The sequence below is a fragment of the Sheuella amnicola genome, assembly GCF_010499255.1.
GTDB lineage: Bacteria > Pseudomonadota > Gammaproteobacteria > Burkholderiales > Burkholderiaceae_B > Zwartia > Zwartia amnicola.
Genome location: NZ_JAAGRN010000002.1, coordinates 433091 through 447250, shown reverse-complemented (window position 1 = coordinate 447250; position 14160 = coordinate 433091). Strand labels below are relative to the sequence as shown.

At 54.3% G+C, this 14160-nt stretch carries 15 protein-coding genes; 3 read left to right on the top strand and 12 right to left on the bottom strand.

Annotated elements, in window-relative coordinates; all coding sequences use genetic code 11:
• Positions 1–2 precede the first annotated feature (2 nt).
• Both G3I67_RS04750 and msrC read right to left on the bottom strand, forming a co-directional pair.
• Complete coding sequence (locus G3I67_RS04750; protein ID WP_163652024.1) at positions 3–1607, bottom strand: GMC family oxidoreductase; 1605 nt, start codon at positions 1605–1607, stop codon at positions 3–5.
• A complete protein-coding gene (msrC, locus tag G3I67_RS04745) occupies positions 1604–2122 on the bottom strand; it encodes a free L-methionine (R)-S-oxide reductase MsrC (protein WP_163652022.1) in 519 nt (172 codons plus the stop codon). The genes G3I67_RS04750 and msrC overlap by 4 nt, the downstream gene beginning before the upstream one ends.
• Positions 2123–2217: 95 nt before the next feature.
• Here msrC and G3I67_RS04740 point away from each other — a divergent pair, with 95 nt between their 5' ends.
• Positions 2218–3015, top strand: a complete 798-nt coding sequence (locus G3I67_RS04740; protein WP_235931673.1) for an IclR family transcriptional regulator — start codon at positions 2218–2220, stop codon at positions 3013–3015.
• Here G3I67_RS04740 and G3I67_RS04735 read toward each other — a convergent pair.
• On the bottom strand, positions 2984–4243 hold the full coding sequence (locus tag G3I67_RS04735) for a TIGR03862 family flavoprotein (RefSeq protein ID WP_163652130.1): 1260 nt from the start codon (positions 4241–4243) through the stop codon (positions 2984–2986). The genes G3I67_RS04740 and G3I67_RS04735 overlap by 32 nt on opposite strands.
• Positions 4244–4302: 59 nt before the next feature.
• Here G3I67_RS04735 and G3I67_RS04730 point away from each other — a divergent pair, with 59 nt between their 5' ends.
• Entirely contained in the window at positions 4303–4920 is a 618-nt protein-coding gene (locus G3I67_RS04730; RefSeq protein ID WP_163652018.1) for an SAM-dependent methyltransferase, read from the top strand.
• A gap of 16 nt (positions 4921–4936) precedes the next feature.
• On the opposite strand, the gene G3I67_RS04725 is transcribed toward G3I67_RS04730, so the two are convergent.
• The 9 genes from G3I67_RS04725 to G3I67_RS04685 are packed head-to-tail and all read right to left on the bottom strand — an operon-like array spanning position 4937 to position 13162.
• Positions 4937–5290 (bottom strand): RidA family protein, encoded by a 354-nt coding sequence (locus tag G3I67_RS04725; protein ID WP_163652016.1) that lies wholly within the window; start codon positions 5288–5290, stop codon positions 4937–4939.
• Positions 5287–6441, bottom strand: coding sequence for an NAD(P)/FAD-dependent oxidoreductase (locus G3I67_RS04720; protein WP_163652014.1), 1155 nt, complete (start codon positions 6439–6441; stop codon positions 5287–5289). The genes G3I67_RS04725 and G3I67_RS04720 overlap by 4 nt, the downstream gene beginning before the upstream one ends.
• Positions 6438–7886 (bottom strand): FAD/NAD(P)-dependent oxidoreductase, encoded by a 1449-nt coding sequence (locus G3I67_RS04715; protein ID WP_163652012.1) that lies wholly within the window; start codon positions 7884–7886, stop codon positions 6438–6440. The genes G3I67_RS04720 and G3I67_RS04715 overlap by 4 nt, the downstream gene beginning before the upstream one ends.
• Positions 7883–8191 carry a (2Fe-2S)-binding protein gene (locus G3I67_RS04710; protein WP_163652010.1) on the bottom strand — a complete coding sequence of 103 codons (309 nt, stop codon included), beginning with the start codon at positions 8189–8191 and terminating at the stop codon, positions 7883–7885. Before G3I67_RS04710 ends, G3I67_RS04715 begins: the two co-directional genes overlap by 4 nt.
• On the bottom strand, positions 8172–9356 hold the full coding sequence (locus tag G3I67_RS04705) for an NAD(P)/FAD-dependent oxidoreductase (RefSeq protein WP_163652008.1): 1185 nt from the start codon (positions 9354–9356) through the stop codon (positions 8172–8174). The genes G3I67_RS04710 and G3I67_RS04705 overlap by 20 nt, the downstream gene beginning before the upstream one ends.
• On the bottom strand, positions 9353–10156 hold the full coding sequence (locus G3I67_RS04700) for an ABC transporter permease (protein WP_163652006.1): 804 nt from the start codon (positions 10154–10156) through the stop codon (positions 9353–9355). The genes G3I67_RS04705 and G3I67_RS04700 overlap by 4 nt, the downstream gene beginning before the upstream one ends.
• An 11-nt stretch (positions 10157–10167) precedes the next feature.
• The gene (locus tag G3I67_RS04695; protein ID WP_163652004.1) at positions 10168–11025 is read right to left on the bottom strand and encodes an ABC transporter permease; all 858 of its coding nucleotides are present in this window, start codon (positions 11023–11025) and stop codon (positions 10168–10170) included.
• Between the two features lie 15 nt (positions 11026–11040).
• Entirely contained in the window at positions 11041–12087 is a 1047-nt protein-coding gene (locus tag G3I67_RS04690; RefSeq protein ID WP_163652002.1) for an ABC transporter ATP-binding protein, read from the bottom strand.
• A 43-nt stretch (positions 12088–12130) separates the two neighbouring features.
• Positions 12131–13162, bottom strand: a complete 1032-nt coding sequence (locus G3I67_RS04685) for an ABC transporter substrate-binding protein (RefSeq protein ID WP_163652000.1) — start codon at positions 13160–13162, stop codon at positions 12131–12133.
• A 166-nt stretch (positions 13163–13328) separates the two neighbouring features.
• Here G3I67_RS04685 and G3I67_RS04680 point away from each other — a divergent pair, with 166 nt between their 5' ends.
• The gene (locus G3I67_RS04680) at positions 13329–14147 is read left to right on the top strand and encodes a GntR family transcriptional regulator (RefSeq protein WP_163651998.1); all 819 of its coding nucleotides are present in this window, start codon (positions 13329–13331) and stop codon (positions 14145–14147) included.
• Positions 14148–14160: the final 13 nt, after the last annotated feature.

Below are 14160 nucleotides of genomic sequence, written 5' to 3'. Positions count from 1 at the left end.
GTTCAACCCGCCAGAATCATCTGGGCAGCTTTCTCTGCAATCATCAACGTAGGGGAGTTGGTATTGCCGGACGTGATGGTGGGCATGATGGACGCATCCGCCACGCGCAGTCCTTCAATGCCATGAACGCGCAAACTGGAATCGACCACCGACATGTCATCGTGCCCCATCTTGCATGTACCAACAGGATGAAAGATCGTTGTACCAATGTTGCCCGCCGCGTTTGCAAGCGCCTCATCCGTATCGCCGACCATGCCCGGCTTGATCTCATGGGGCTTGTATTTGGCTAGCGCCGATTGACCGACGATTCGACGCGTGAGTCGGATGCTGTCGGCCGCTACCTGACGGTCTTCTGCAGTCGACAGGTAGTTGCATAAAATTTCAGGTGCCTGATTGGTATCGGGCGAGGTGATGCGAACATGCCCCCGACTGGTGGGTCGCAAATTACACACCGATGCCGTAAATGCAGGGAAATCGTGCAAAGGCTCGCCGAATTTTTCTAGCGACAAAGGCTGCACGTGGTATTCGACATTAGCGCGCGACTGAGCGGGACTGGACTTGGCAAAGACACCAAGCTGCGAAGGCGCCATGCTCATCGGGCCGCTACGGGTCAATGCGTACTGCAGGCCGATCATGGCCTTGCCCCACAATGAATTGGCCATCATGTTAAGGGTTTTGGCGCCTTCAATCCGATAAACCATGCGCAACTGGAGGTGATCCTGCAAGTTCTGTCCAACACCCGGAAGATCATGCACAACAGGAATCCCCAAAGGATTCAACAAGCTTGCCGCTCCGATACCCGAAGCCTGCAAAATCTGGGCTGATCCGATCGCGCCGCAGGCCATGACGACTTCTTTGTGGGCGGTTGCGATATGTTTATGACCATCCTTGATGAAAGCAACGCCTGTTACGCGACGTCCGGAAAACTCCAGATGCGTCGTGCGTGCGCCTGTCATGACCGTTAGATTGCGACGATGCTTGATCGGACGCAGGAATGCTTTGGAGGCGTTCCAGCGCCAGCCTGATCGTTGGTTCACTTCGAAATAGTCACTGCCTTCGTTATCGCCCTTGTTGAAATCATTGACCGGAGCAATACCGGCTTGTTCTGCGGCGTCGCGGAAAGAATCCAGTATTTCCCAAGATAAGCGAGCACGCTCGACACGCCACTCTCCTCCTGCGCCATGAAACTCGTTTGCGCCGGCATGATGATCTTCCATCCCTTTGAACAATGGCAACACATCGTTCCAACCCCAACCCGGATTGCCTTCGGCCATCCAACTGTCGTAGTCGGCGCTTTGTCCGCGCATGTAAATCATGCCGTTGATTGATGAACATCCACCCAGTACCCGACCGCGAGGATAACCGAGCTCGCGGCCATTGAGGCCGGGATCGGCTTTGGTTTTGTAGCACCAGTCTGTGCGAGGATTGCCGATGCAATAAAGATAGCCGACCGGGATATGAATCCAGTGATAGTTATCCTCGCCACCGGCCTCGAGCAACAGAACACGATTGGCGGGATTGGCAGATAAACGATTGGCCAAGAGACAGCCCGCAGTACCGGCACCGACGACGATGTAATCAAAATCCATTGCGCTTGATGTTGTCATGATTTTTTATATTGGGCCAAAGGAACCGGAACATGAATAGTTTCTAAAAATAACGCACAAAGCGCCTGCATGCCAGCACGATCGTCTTCATCGAACCGATCGGCAACGGGGCTGTCGACATCCCATACACCTAAAAGACGACCTTGGTGCAGCAGGGGCACGACAATTTCGGAGCGTGAAGCTGCATCGCAGGCGATGTGCCCCGGAAAAGCGTGCACATCAGGCACTAGCTGTATCGTTTGCGTTCTTGCCGCAGCGCCGCAAACACCTTTGTCCAGCGGTATGCGTAAACAGGCCGGCTTGCCCTGAAAAGGTCCGAGCACAAGCTCTTCGCCATCAAAAAAATAAAATCCCGACCAGTTCAAGTCGGGCAACGACTGCATCACCAGGGCAGATAAATTAGCTGCGTTAGCAATCGGATTGCTTTCACCCTCGAATAAGCCGCGCGCCTGGGAAAGCAAGTCGCGATATTGTTCGGGCTTGGGCAAAGAAGCAAGTGAACCGGTAATAAACATGGATCGGGTGATTCAGGGCTTTTGTGATAAAACCAAGTTTAACAAGGTGCGCACGCATTGATCACCGGATTCGTCCCGCGTCGATAATGGAAAACATGACTTTAAGTTCTACGGCAAGTAAATCGGGCACACAGGTTGTGCAGCGGGTAGCAGCTTTGCTGCGGGGCATTTCCGCACGCAACCGAGTGGGTGCGCGGTTAATCGACCTGTGCGAAGAAGTCGGGATCGAGCGCCCGACCGCTCACCGGATTTTGCAAGGATTGGTATCCGAAGGCCTGGTTCGGCAGGATGAGGCGAGCAAACGATATTTTCTGGGCAATGCCATGTATGAAATGGGCTTGGCAGCAAGCCCTAAAACCAATCTGAGGGATGTCTGCCATTCGTATCTGCAACAGATCGCGCAGCGCACTGGTGACATGGTGTTTCTGACGATGCGAAGCGGCTTTGATGGGGTTTGCATCGATCGCGCGGAGGGTGCGTTTCCGATCAAAGTTTTTGTGCTGGATGTCGGAATGCGCAGGCCGTTGAATATCGGCAGCGGAGCGATGGCGATATTAAGCTTTCTGAACGACGACGAGATCAATCGTATCCTCAGCGTGAATATGGAACGCAGCCTTGAAAAATATCCGAATTATTCGGAGGCTAATGTCAGAAAAACCATTGCGCGCGCGCGAACCAAAGGCTTTGTGCTGACCGATGTGATTGACCTGCCGGGAGTACGATCGATTGCCATGCCGATTTTCGATAGCCATCGGCAACCAATTGCAGCAATCAGCTTGTCGACTGTGGTGCAGCGCATGGATCGCAGTCGCACTGAGACCTTGCTCAACGACTTATCAAGCGCAGTCGAACAGATTCAGTCTAAGCTGATTCTGCTGGAGGATGATGCTTGAGCCAGTCCAACACACCCAAAGCCGCCGTGTTGCCGCTGGCCATGGCGCCATTCAGTAAATAGCCACCTGTCGGAGCCTCCCAATCGAGCATTTCACCGGCACAAAACACTCCGGGTAACTTCTCGAGCATTAACCTGGCATCCATGCTTTCGAATTTGACGCCACCGGCAGTGCTAATAGCCTCGTCTATGGGTCGGCAAGCATGCAAAACAATCGGGCAAGCTTTGATTGCAGATGCAAGTTGCACCGGATCATTGAACATTTCAGCAGACACGCATTCACGCAACAATCCGGCTTTAACGCCCTGCAACCCTAATCTGCTGCGCAAATGAGACGACAATGATTTGGCTCCACGGGGTCGCGACACCTCGGCAAGCACACGATGTGCATCATGATCGGGCAATAAATCGATCACGAGCGTTGCGTGGCCATCCCGAAGAATCTGCGCGCGCAAATCAGCAGACAGGCTGTATATCGCCCCACCTTCAAGGCCATGCTCTGTCAACATGCACTCGCCACGCAACGGCGTGGAAGAATCAACCTGAAACGTAACAGTTTTAAGAGGTTGTCCGGCAAACTTTTCGATGAAGTGCGCTGACCACTTTGTTTCGAACCCGCCATTGCTTGGCAAAAAAGGGGCTAGTCCGATTGCCTTGTCGTTTAGCAAAGACCACCAGGCACCATCGGACCCCAGGCTGGCCCAACTGCCGCCGCCAAGGGCCAACAGAACAGCATCTGGTTCAACGGTGATTTCTCCCTCTGGGTTGGTAAACCGTAAATAGCCAGCTTCATTCCAGCCTAACCAGCGATGGCGCATGTGAAACCGAACGCCCTGCTGACGCAAACGATGCAGCCAGGCGCGCAACAACGGCGCTGCTTTCATTTCCTGGGGAAACACGCGACCCGAAGTGCCGACAAAGGTATCGATACCCAAGCCATGCACCCAATTGCGCAATGCGTTTGCGTCGAATGTTTCAAGCATGGCCGCCATCTCATTCGTGCGAGCGCGATACCGGGCGTGAAATCTTTCTGAAGGCTCGGAATGTGTGATATTCAATCCGCCGCGACCGGCCATCAAAAACTTGCGTCCGGCTGAAGGCTTGGCTTCATAGACATCAACCATCACGCCATGCCCGGCAAGAACTCCGGCAGCCATCAACCCCGCCGGGCCGGCTCCAATGACAGCAACTGTCGGCACTGGGATTCCTTGATTTTGGTCAGCAAACATCATCTAAAGATCAGCTAATCTATGATGGTATTGAAACACACCCTTTGAGAACCACGAATATGAAACCTTCAATCGCGCACTGGAATGAACGCTTTTCCGAAACGGACGATTATCTGTTTGGCAAGGCGCCAAATGCATTTCTTGAACGACAGAAGGGGCGCTTCAAGCCGGGCATGACGGTACTAGCCGTCAGCGATGGCGAGGGGCGTAACGGTGTCTGGATGGCAGAGCAGGGCTGCGAGGTCTGGTCCGTCGACGCGGCCCCGGCCGCATCTGAAAAAGCACGCAAGCTTGCTGCCGAGCGTGGTGTAAACATGCACGTGATCACGCAAGACATTATGGAGTTTGACTGGTCCGCCAGACAGTACGACGCGGTGGTTGGAATTTTCTTTCAGTTTGCCAACCCCAAAATGCGCAATGTAATTTTTGCCGGCATGCGTGAAGCTACCAAGCCGGGGGGCGTGCTGATTCTTGAAGGCTATGGTCTGAAACAGCTGGAATTCAAGACTGGAGGTCCAAGCGATCCGGACAACTTATATACCGTCCCGATGTTGCGCGAGGCTTTCGGGTCTATGCAAATCGAATTGATCGAAGAGTATGACGCAGCCATTAACGAAGGACCGCGTCATCAGGGTATGTCGGCTTTGGTTGACCTGGTTGCGACCAGGACTGCCTGAGGTCAGTACGTTCGAATTATTTCTTAGCCGCTGTCACAATCACTTCAACCAGTAGTTCTGGAGCAGCGAGTTTGGCTTCGCAGGTTGCACGGGTGGGCAAGGCATCGGCAGGCGCCCATTCAGCCCAGACGCTATTCATGCCGGCGAAGTCCGCATCGATATCCTTGAGCCAAATCTGGACCGACAACAGGTGGCGCTTGTCCGTGCCTGCGCTTGCGAGATAGCCATCGATCTTGGCGAACACGTCGCGAGTTTGCTCAACGATCCCGCCCGGGGCATTGGAGGTCACGCCGGCAACGTAAACGGTATCGCCATGGGTCACGATTCTGCTCAATCGTGCGTTGGAATCTTGTCTGATGATTTTGCTCATATTGCTTCTCCTTGAGTGAGGCTGGATTGATTCGACCTGTTGCTAAATCGGGTAATCGAAAACGGTTCAATGGGTAAATCGGTCCGGCCTGTCGTGATCAGATCGGACGTGATCTTGCCGACAATCGGCCCAAGCTGGAATCCGTGGGCTGAAAATCCGAACGCGTGATAAAGATTGCTTTGCGTACTGCTTGGGCCAATAACCGGTATTGCATCTGGCATGCTGGCTTCTATCCCCGCCCAGCCCCGATTCACGATCGCATCCTTCATATGCGGAAACAAATCGCACACCGTGCGCGCACCTTCGGCAATCTGATGAAAATCCAGTTCGGTCCATTCGCGATCGCGGTCCACCCAGGCGGGTCGGCCACCACCGATCAATACCGTGCCATTGGCGCGCTGCTTGAAAGACAACGGACGCCCCGTCCCCAGCACGACCGGATCCAGAAAATGCGGCATACGTGTGGTCACCAGCATCATGGGGCCTACGGGTGTCAACGGAACAGGTTCGCCCATCTGCGCGGCAATGCGATCCGCCCAGGCCCCCGCGCAATTGACCAGAACAGGCGAAGTGAATACACCCTGATTGGTGGTGACGCGCCAGTCATTACCATGACGAGCGATCGATTCGACCCGGATGCCTTCGATCACGCGCGCACCCAGACTTTGCGCTTTTAATCTGAATGCTCGCGTTGTCTGATAGGGATCGGCCGAACCATCACCCCGAACAATTAATCCGCCCCGGATCGTTGGAGTAATCGCAGGAACGATGCTGCGAATCTCATCGGCTTCGATCCACTCTTCATGCGTATAGCCATGATCGTGCATCAGTTTAAGACGCGTGCGCAATGTATTGACGTCAGTTTCGTTTTCGGCGACACGCATCTGGCCGTTCTGATCGAAACCACAATCATCATCAACCCAATCGCGAATTCGCAACCAGATCTCGCGCGAGGCTAGCGATAACGGCACCTCGGCGATATGGCGGCTTAATGTGCGCACACCACCCGCATTGACTCCGGATGCATGCCGGCCGATGTAGTTTTTCTCCAGCACCAGTGCGGCAACACCGGCGCGAGCCAGATGCAAAGCGGTCGAACTGCCATGCAGTCCGCCGCCAATGATGATGACGGGCGCCGAATGATCGCTCATACGGGTTTTTTCATTCTGATCACGGCTTTGCGTGAATCATCCGTTTGCGGCAAAGCAGCGAGTTCGCCAAGCGTGAGCGGTTTGGTCGGGAAACGTAACCGGTAATGACCAACCTCGGTGGGTGAAACACCTCGTTCTTGCGCAATCATCTCGGTGACAGTCACGCTGCAAAAGCGTCCCTGACAAGGCCCCATCCCGCAACGCAAGAACGACTTCATCTGGTTGGGACCCGGACATCCTAGCTTGACGGTATCGCGAATCTGCTTCGCGGTGACCTCTTCGCAACGACATACGATCGTGTCACCCACCGGCAGGCGGAACTGATCCGGTGCCTGGTAAAGGGTATCGAAAAATTCACGGCCACGGACCGCACGGGCCAATTGTGCACGCGCATCCACACTTTTCTGATCGCGCTGGGCTTGCGTGATTTTTTGCAACTGCATGGCTGCTTCAAATGCAGCGATACGGCCACGATGTTCGGCGGCCAATGCACCTGCAATCCCGCCGCCATCACCGGCAATACCGACACGAGACACGCTGGTGTTGCCCCAATCATCCACCTTCGGTTCCCAACAATGCATCAGGTCGTTCCAGTGCAAATCGACACCGATGGCTTGTGCGAGATTGATGTTTGGAATCACGCCTTGATGCAACAGTAATTGATCACAAGCAATGGTTTCGGTTTTGCCTGCAGCGGTGTAGCGGACCTGGGAAAGATTGCCCTCGCCCAGAGCCTCCAGGGCGGTCACATCCTTGACGATTCGAACCTTGGCTTTAACCTCTCGCAAAAGTTTCAAGCCTTTGGCCAAATACGGCGATCGCAAAAAACCCCAGGCGTGAGGCAAGGCCTTAGCCAGTCGTCCCGAAGGCGTGGTGTCCAGAATGGCGTCGACAACAATACCCGCATTCAGATATTGCCAGGCGACCAGATAAAGCAAGGGACCGCTTCCGGCGAGCACGGTACGCTGTCCGCCAACTAGGCCTGAGGTCTTGAGCAAAATCTGGGCAGCGCCTGCGGTCATGACTCCGGGCAACGTCCAGCCGGGAATCGGAAAAGGGCGCTCTTGCGCGCCTGTAGCAAGCAGGACATGCTTGGCGTGCAGCATGCGCGCTTCACCGGCCACTGAATAGGCGACTTCGAAACCTTGCTCCGGATGCGGTGCGGTTTTTTCAGCTACCGCCCAAACGGTTGCACCGGGCTCGTACTGCGCGCCGGATTTTTTGAACGGCTCAATGAGTGATTCTCCATGCCAATAATCCTGACCAAGGATCGTCCGGTTTTGTACAGGAGTCGTTGTAATGGCCCGATAGATCTGGCCTCCGGGTGCGGCCTGCTCGTCAAGCAGAATGGTTTGAATTCCCAGTGATGCCGCCGTAGTTGCCGCGGCCAAGCCCGCAGGGCCTGCACCAACCACAAGCAGTTCGCATTGTTTAACCTGAATCATGACTGCACCTCCCGCGCACCATGCTGGCGTTCGATTTTCATGCCTGCGCGCACCGGAGTCATGCATCCTTGCTGATTAGGCCGATCGTCGATCATCACTAGGCAGTCGTAACAAACACCCATCATGCAAAAGGGGCCACGAGGCACTTCTTTGACAGCCGTGTCCCGACAATCGGAAAATCCTGCAGCGATCAACGCTGCCGCAACGCTATCGCCCTCGCGACATTGAACGGCTTTGCCGTTGATCGTGACTTCGACCGACCGCTTGGCGACGGCTTGCTGGGCTTCAGGCAGCCTGTTGAACATGGAACCTCCGGGTAGAGAATGGGGACATGGCATCGGGCAACGCGCCTTCGATGACCATGGGAGCGATACGCAAAGCATGAGCGGCAGCTAGTGTCACGCCACTGTGGCACGTGGCGACAAAGGCGCCCGGATGCGAAGCAGACTGTTCGTAAATCGGGAATCCGTCCTTGGACATGACGCGCAAAGCCGACCAGGATCGCACCACGCGAACCTCTTTAAGCGCCGGGATCGTACGCACGGCACGATCCGCAAGCGTGGCCAGCACCGGCAAGCCGATGACACCATCGGCGTAACCAGCCTCTTCCTGCGAATCGCCAATCAGCCATGTGCCCTCGTCCATTTGTCTTAACGTACTGAAGGGTGTATTCAAAATCCTGCGCGTGCGTTCAAGCACGACGATTTGTCCGCGCTGCGGACGAACAGGGATCGCGAGACCGATTTTTTCGCCAAGCTTCTGGTTATTCAGTCCGGAGGCCAGAACGATTTTGTTGGCGCGAATGATGCCGTAGGGTGTCATCAACTCGAAAACGCCATTCTTCTTTTCGATATCGCCAACGGGATGCAACGGTAAGTAGTCAAGTTTTTGCTTGTCGAAAGCCGTGTGAAGCGCTCTGAGCAACTTAAGAGGATTGGCGATACCGTCGACCGGCGTCCAGGTCGCGCCACGGACTTCCGGGCCGATGCCCGGCACCATATCAGCCAGCTCCTTGCGATCAAGCATCTTCCAATCGTACTGAACCATGCCGGGTTGCGACAGCAATCCCTTCATAAACTTAATGCGCTCTTCGTATTCTTCATCGGTCAGTACCGGATGCAGGCCGCCATTTTGCTCCAACCCGACTTCAAGTCCGGTTAGATCATGCAACATACCAGCGAGCGTTTTCCACAGCTGCTGTGACGACATGGTCCAATGTCCATAAGCGGGCATGCCCATGCCTTTGCTTTGTACCCAGACTAATCCAAAATTTCCGCGCGATGCGCGAAACGAGGTGTCACCCTCATCTAGCACTGCAACATGCTCGACCTTTTGCCTGAGTCCATAAGCGATAGCCGAACCAACCAGTCCGCCACCGATCACAAGCGCGTCATAAATGCCTTTGTGATGTCGCGGGCGGGGTGCCGGCAACCCTTCTGTTGTGTTTGCGTTGTTTGATGTTCCGCTCATGCGCGTCCCTTACCGACAAATAATTTTTCGAGTCCCACTGCCCGATCCAGAATGAAGATTGCGATAACAGTCATATAGATCAAGGCCGCCGACACTGCCGTCACTAACGGATCGATCGTATCTTCGATGTGCAGGAAAATCCTGACGGGAAGTGTCGTGGTCGATGGCGAAGCAATGAAAATTGACATGGTCAATTCGTCAAAACTTGTAATGAAGGCAATCACCCAGCCACTGACCACGCCGGGCATGATTAGCGGCAGGACAATGCGGCGAAACGTGATCCATGGCGACGCTCCCAGCGACAGTGCGGCACGTTCGATTGATGGGTCCAGGCCCGTGGCGGACGCCAGCACCAATCTGAGTGCATAAGGAATCACGACGATGATGTGAGCAACGACCAGGCCGAAATATGTGCCAGCGACACCGATTGTGGTGAAGAATTTCAGGAAGGCCAGACCCAGAACAATGTGCGGAATCATCAAGGGCGACAGGAAAAAGGCCATCAGTGCTTCACGGCCCGGGAATCGGAACCGAGCCAACGCCAAGGCTGCAGGTATCGCCATCACGATTGCAAAGCTAGCCGATAGAAACCCAAGTCCGAGGCTGAATATGAAAGCATCGACAAATCGTGGGTTATTTAGAATGGCCTTGAACCAACGCAACGACAACCCGTTGGACGGTAGTGAAATAAAACCATCACCTGTGAAAGCCACGGCGCACACCATCACAATCGGCGCTAGGATAAACAGAATGAATATCGTATGAAAGATCAACCCGATCGGACCGTTTTTCAAATACATGATCCGCTCCTTTAATTAAATACCGCGCCGTAACGCTTTTCGATCAACCTGTTGGTCGCAACCAGGACGACAATCGTGGCAACAAGCAACAGGGCGGCAAGCGCTGCGCCAAGCGGCCAGTTCAGGGTATTCAAAAACTCGTCATAAGCCGCGGTTGCGACTGTCTTCAGGCGACGACCACCCACAATTGCCGGCGTTGCGAAGGCACTGGCCGACATGGCGAACACCATGATCGATCCGGACAGGATGCCAGGCATGACCTGTGGCACGATGACGCGACGGATCACTGTGAACTGACTGGCCCCGAGTGACAAAGCAGCCGCTTCGGTGGACGGATTGATCTTTTGCAGTGATGCCCACACGGCGATGACCATAAACGGCACCATCACATGCGTAAGCGCAATGCCGACACCCAGATTGGTGTACATCAGATTAACGGGACCTGACACCAGTCCAAGCGCTTGAAGCCCGCGACTGATCAATCCGGTGGAACCGAACAACAAAGCCCATCCGAGAGTTCTGACCACAACCGAAATCAGAAGCGGTCCGAGCACCACCATCAGAAAAATGCCTTTCCAGCGCACGCCCATGCGCGACAACACATAGGCTTCAGCCGTGCCCAGAATCACGCAGGCCACAGTCACGGCCAGGGCAACGCCGAATGTGCGTGCGAACACCTCGTAGTAATAGCCGTCGGTCAGAATCTCGATGTAGTTTTTGAGGGTAAATGAAACTTGTATGCCGCCATAAAACTCGAAATCGAAAAAGCTGATGAGAAACACGCTGGCAATCGGCGCGATCAAAAAGGTCGAATACAAAACCAGTGCTGGTGCGCTAAGCAACCAGGGAACTTGTGTTGGCTTGATCATATTGTCTCGCCCGTATTAATTCGACGCAGCAACAGATCGCATGTCTTGGGCACGCCAACGCAAATGCACTGTGGTGCCTTCGACCGGAACCGGAACACCATCGTTTTGCCTGATCACAAGCACATCGCCCACGGATGTTTCGACTTGACATAGCCAGTGATTACCCTGAAAGACGCGTGTTTTCATCTTTCCGGGCAAAGCGTTGGGCGAAGGCTCGGAGAATAATAATTTTTCGGGACGGACAATGACGCTACCGGCCGCAATCGTAAGCCCATCAAGCGGAATCTGCGCCTGCGCCACTTTGGCGTGACCGACTCCATTGATGGTTTCGATCTGCACGCGGAATACGTTCGCCTTACCGAGAAATCCCCCGACAAATTCGGAACTGGGTTCCTCGTATGCGGTAAACGGCTCGGAAATTTGTTCGACCCGTCCCTGATTCATCACCACGATCCGATCGGAGAGCGCCAGCGCCTCGGACTGATCATGGGTGACCAGAATCGTTGTCGTTCCGACAGTTCTCTGGATACTGCGTAGCTCGAGCTGCATTTCTTCGCGCAGTTTCGCATCCAGGTTCGATAAGGGCTCATCCAGCAGCAGTACGCCCGGCTTGATGACCAGTGCGCGCGCCAGTGCAACCCTTTGCTGCTGCCCACCGGACATTCTGGCGGGATAACGATCCGCAAGATGGCCAAGGCCGACGAGCTTGAGCGTGTCCGATACGCGTTCGGCGCATTCGGCTTTGGATACGCCTTGCATTTCAAGACCAAACGCCACGTTTTGCGCGGCGGTCATGTGCGGAAACAATGCATAGTTCTGAAACACAATCCCCAGGCCCCGCTTGTTGGCGGGGATGTGGTTTAGATCGCGTCCATTCAGAACGATGCTGCCTGCGGATGGTTCGATAAACCCTGCAATCATTTGCAGGGTGGTCGTCTTGCCGCATCCCGACGGCCCGAGCAAGGATACGAACTCCCCTTGCTTGATAGACAGATTAAGGTTGTCTACGGCGGCAACATTGCCGTATCGCTTAGTCAGGCCGTTGAGGACGAGATAAGACATTCAAACTCCAGCAAAAAACTTGCAGCAAATCATTCAATACTGATCAACGCTCGATTTCACGCGTCCAGCGCTTGTTCCATGCGTCACGATTGTTGTTAATGGTATCCCAGTCAACCACAATCAAATCCGCAGCGCGCTTGCCGGTTGGCAACGGTACGTTCGGATCATCCTTGACCACAGCCTTTTTATTCACGGGACCATAACCATAGGCGGTTCCCATCAGCGCCTGCACTTCGGGCGTCAGCAGATAGTTCACGAACTCCTGAGCCAGTGGGTTGGCGTTGGGCTTGGCGATCGGGCAAACCGAGGACAACAAAGCGTAAGCGCCTTCAGCAGGATAGACAAACCCGACGGGGAAACCTGTATCGGCAAACGACTTCACGCGTCCCGTACCCCACACGCCGATGGCCGCCTGACCGCTCTGGAAGAGCTCGGTCATTTTGCCGGGCGATGGTTCATACACCAGTACGTTAGGGCCAATTTTGTCTTTGAATGCCTTGAAGCCAGGGTCGATGTTTTTCTCGCCACCACCACCTTGACGCGCGAACTCAACGACGGCGTGCAGGCCATAGGTGTTGTTCAACGGAGGAATCACAACCAGTTTCTTGAACTTGGGGTCAGCGAGATCTTTCCATGAGGTTGGCGCAGCCCACCCCTTGTCGGCAAACATTTTTTTGTTATACATGATGCCGGTGGCGACAATGCCCAGGCCGACAGCCTTGTCGTCCTTGTAGCGTGCCGTCGAATAAATATCATCCGCAGGCATGCCTTTGATCGGGGCGCAGAAGCCCAGCGCAATCGCCTGATACATCGGACCGTCATCGACAATGGCGACGTCGATTTCCTGATTACCCTTTTGCGCCTGCAAGCGTGCGACCGTGTTGGTCGAGTTGCCTGCGACAAAATCGATTTTCACCCCGTGCTTTTTTTCGAAAGGCGGGAAGATATCCTTGCGCATAATGTCTTCGAACGATCCACCGTAACCCGCAACGACCAGCTTTTGCTGAGCCGAGGCATTGGTGGCGACACCGGCCGCGATGGCGGCGGTAGCGATCAGTGCAACAAGCTTGCTCATGTTTTCTCCGATTCAGAAAAGTTTGTCACTGCGATTGTCACAGTAAATGTACGGACATATAATGTCCGTACATTTACTTTACTCCACTGCCGGACGTTGTCAATATAAATTTTCAGACTGTTGGATTTTTAGATAAGCGGCTGGATATGAGAAGATGGCGACGAACATGAAAGATGAACACGTCAACTCGGAGACCTTCTTGAGTATCACGCACAAGAAACAAAACCGGAATCACCAAGAGGGTGAAGACGCCATCACGCCTCGCTACAAAACGATTTACACCGCGCTAATGAAGCAGATCAAAGACGGTGTCTATCCTGTCGGTTCACTGCTTCCACCCGAGATCGAGCTTTGCGAAAAATTCGATGCCAGCCGCCATACGGTGCGCGAGGCGGTTCGGCTGTTGACCGAAGGCGGAATCGTCTCGCGTCGCGCGGGTGTCGGCACGCGAGTCGAAACAACCAAAGCCACCACGCGTTACACCCAGCAGATTTCCCAGCTGTCTGATCTATTTCAGTACATCAAGCATGCGGTTCTACAAGTCAAGCTTGTACAGATGCAGCGCGTTGGTGCGCAAAACGCAGAACTGCTCGAATGCCAGCCAAACGATCAGTGGTTACGCATCATCGCCGTCAAGCTGCTCGAAGGACAGCGGGCTCCGGTGGCCTATTCGGACGTGTTCGTTCATCCCGACTACTCGGCCGTCAGCAGTGATGTCGGCAAAATCAAGCTGCCGCTATCGCTTTTGATCGAACAGAAATTCAGCCGCCGCATCATCGAGGTTAAACAGGAGTTTTCAGCCACAGCCATCTCTGGCGACACGGCAAGCGCCCTGAAACTCAAGCCCGGCACGCCGGGCTTAGTGATCACGCGAAAATACTACGGCGAAAAAGAGGCGCTGATGCTTGTCACGATCACGACATTTCCGTACAAGAAAATGAAATATTCGATGTCGCTTAAGTTCGATGCGCCTCAAAACAATTAAGGCTGATTACCGG

What these genes read in the sequence shown, in the direction of transcription:
- G3I67_RS04750 (WP_163652024.1), bottom strand. Translation starts at nt 1,607, where the DNA reads ATGACAACATCAAGCGCAATGGATTTTGATTACATCGTCGTCGGTGCC.
- msrC (WP_163652022.1), bottom strand. Translation starts at nt 2,122, where the DNA reads ATGTTTATTACCGGTTCACTTGCTTCTTTGCCCAAGCCCGAACAATAT.
- G3I67_RS04740 (WP_235931673.1), top strand. Translation starts at nt 2,218, where the DNA reads ATGACTTTAAGTTCTACGGCAAGTAAATCGGGCACACAGGTTGTGCAG.
- G3I67_RS04735 (WP_163652130.1), bottom strand. Translation starts at nt 4,243, where the DNA reads ATGTTTGCTGACCAAAATCAAGGAATCCCAGTGCCGACAGTTGCTGTC.
- G3I67_RS04730 (WP_163652018.1), top strand. Translation starts at nt 4,303, where the DNA reads ATGAAACCTTCAATCGCGCACTGGAATGAACGCTTTTCCGAAACGGAC.
- G3I67_RS04725 (WP_163652016.1), bottom strand. Translation starts at nt 5,290, where the DNA reads ATGAGCAAAATCATCAGACAAGATTCCAACGCACGATTGAGCAGAATC.
- G3I67_RS04720 (WP_163652014.1), bottom strand. Translation starts at nt 6,441, where the DNA reads ATGAGCGATCATTCGGCGCCCGTCATCATCATTGGCGGCGGACTGCAT.
- G3I67_RS04715 (WP_163652012.1), bottom strand. Translation starts at nt 7,886, where the DNA reads ATGATTCAGGTTAAACAATGCGAACTGCTTGTGGTTGGTGCAGGCCCT.
- G3I67_RS04710 (WP_163652010.1), bottom strand. Translation starts at nt 8,191, where the DNA reads ATGTTCAACAGGCTGCCTGAAGCCCAGCAAGCCGTCGCCAAGCGGTCG.
- G3I67_RS04705 (WP_163652008.1), bottom strand. Translation starts at nt 9,356, where the DNA reads ATGAGCGGAACATCAAACAACGCAAACACAACAGAAGGGTTGCCGGCA.
- G3I67_RS04700 (WP_163652006.1), bottom strand. Translation starts at nt 10,156, where the DNA reads ATGTATTTGAAAAACGGTCCGATCGGGTTGATCTTTCATACGATATTC.
- G3I67_RS04695 (WP_163652004.1), bottom strand. Translation starts at nt 11,025, where the DNA reads ATGATCAAGCCAACACAAGTTCCCTGGTTGCTTAGCGCACCAGCACTG.
- G3I67_RS04690 (WP_163652002.1), bottom strand. Translation starts at nt 12,087, where the DNA reads ATGTCTTATCTCGTCCTCAACGGCCTGACTAAGCGATACGGCAATGTT.
- G3I67_RS04685 (WP_163652000.1), bottom strand. Translation starts at nt 13,162, where the DNA reads ATGAGCAAGCTTGTTGCACTGATCGCTACCGCCGCCATCGCGGCCGGT.
- G3I67_RS04680 (WP_163651998.1), top strand. Translation starts at nt 13,329, where the DNA reads ATGAAAGATGAACACGTCAACTCGGAGACCTTCTTGAGTATCACGCAC.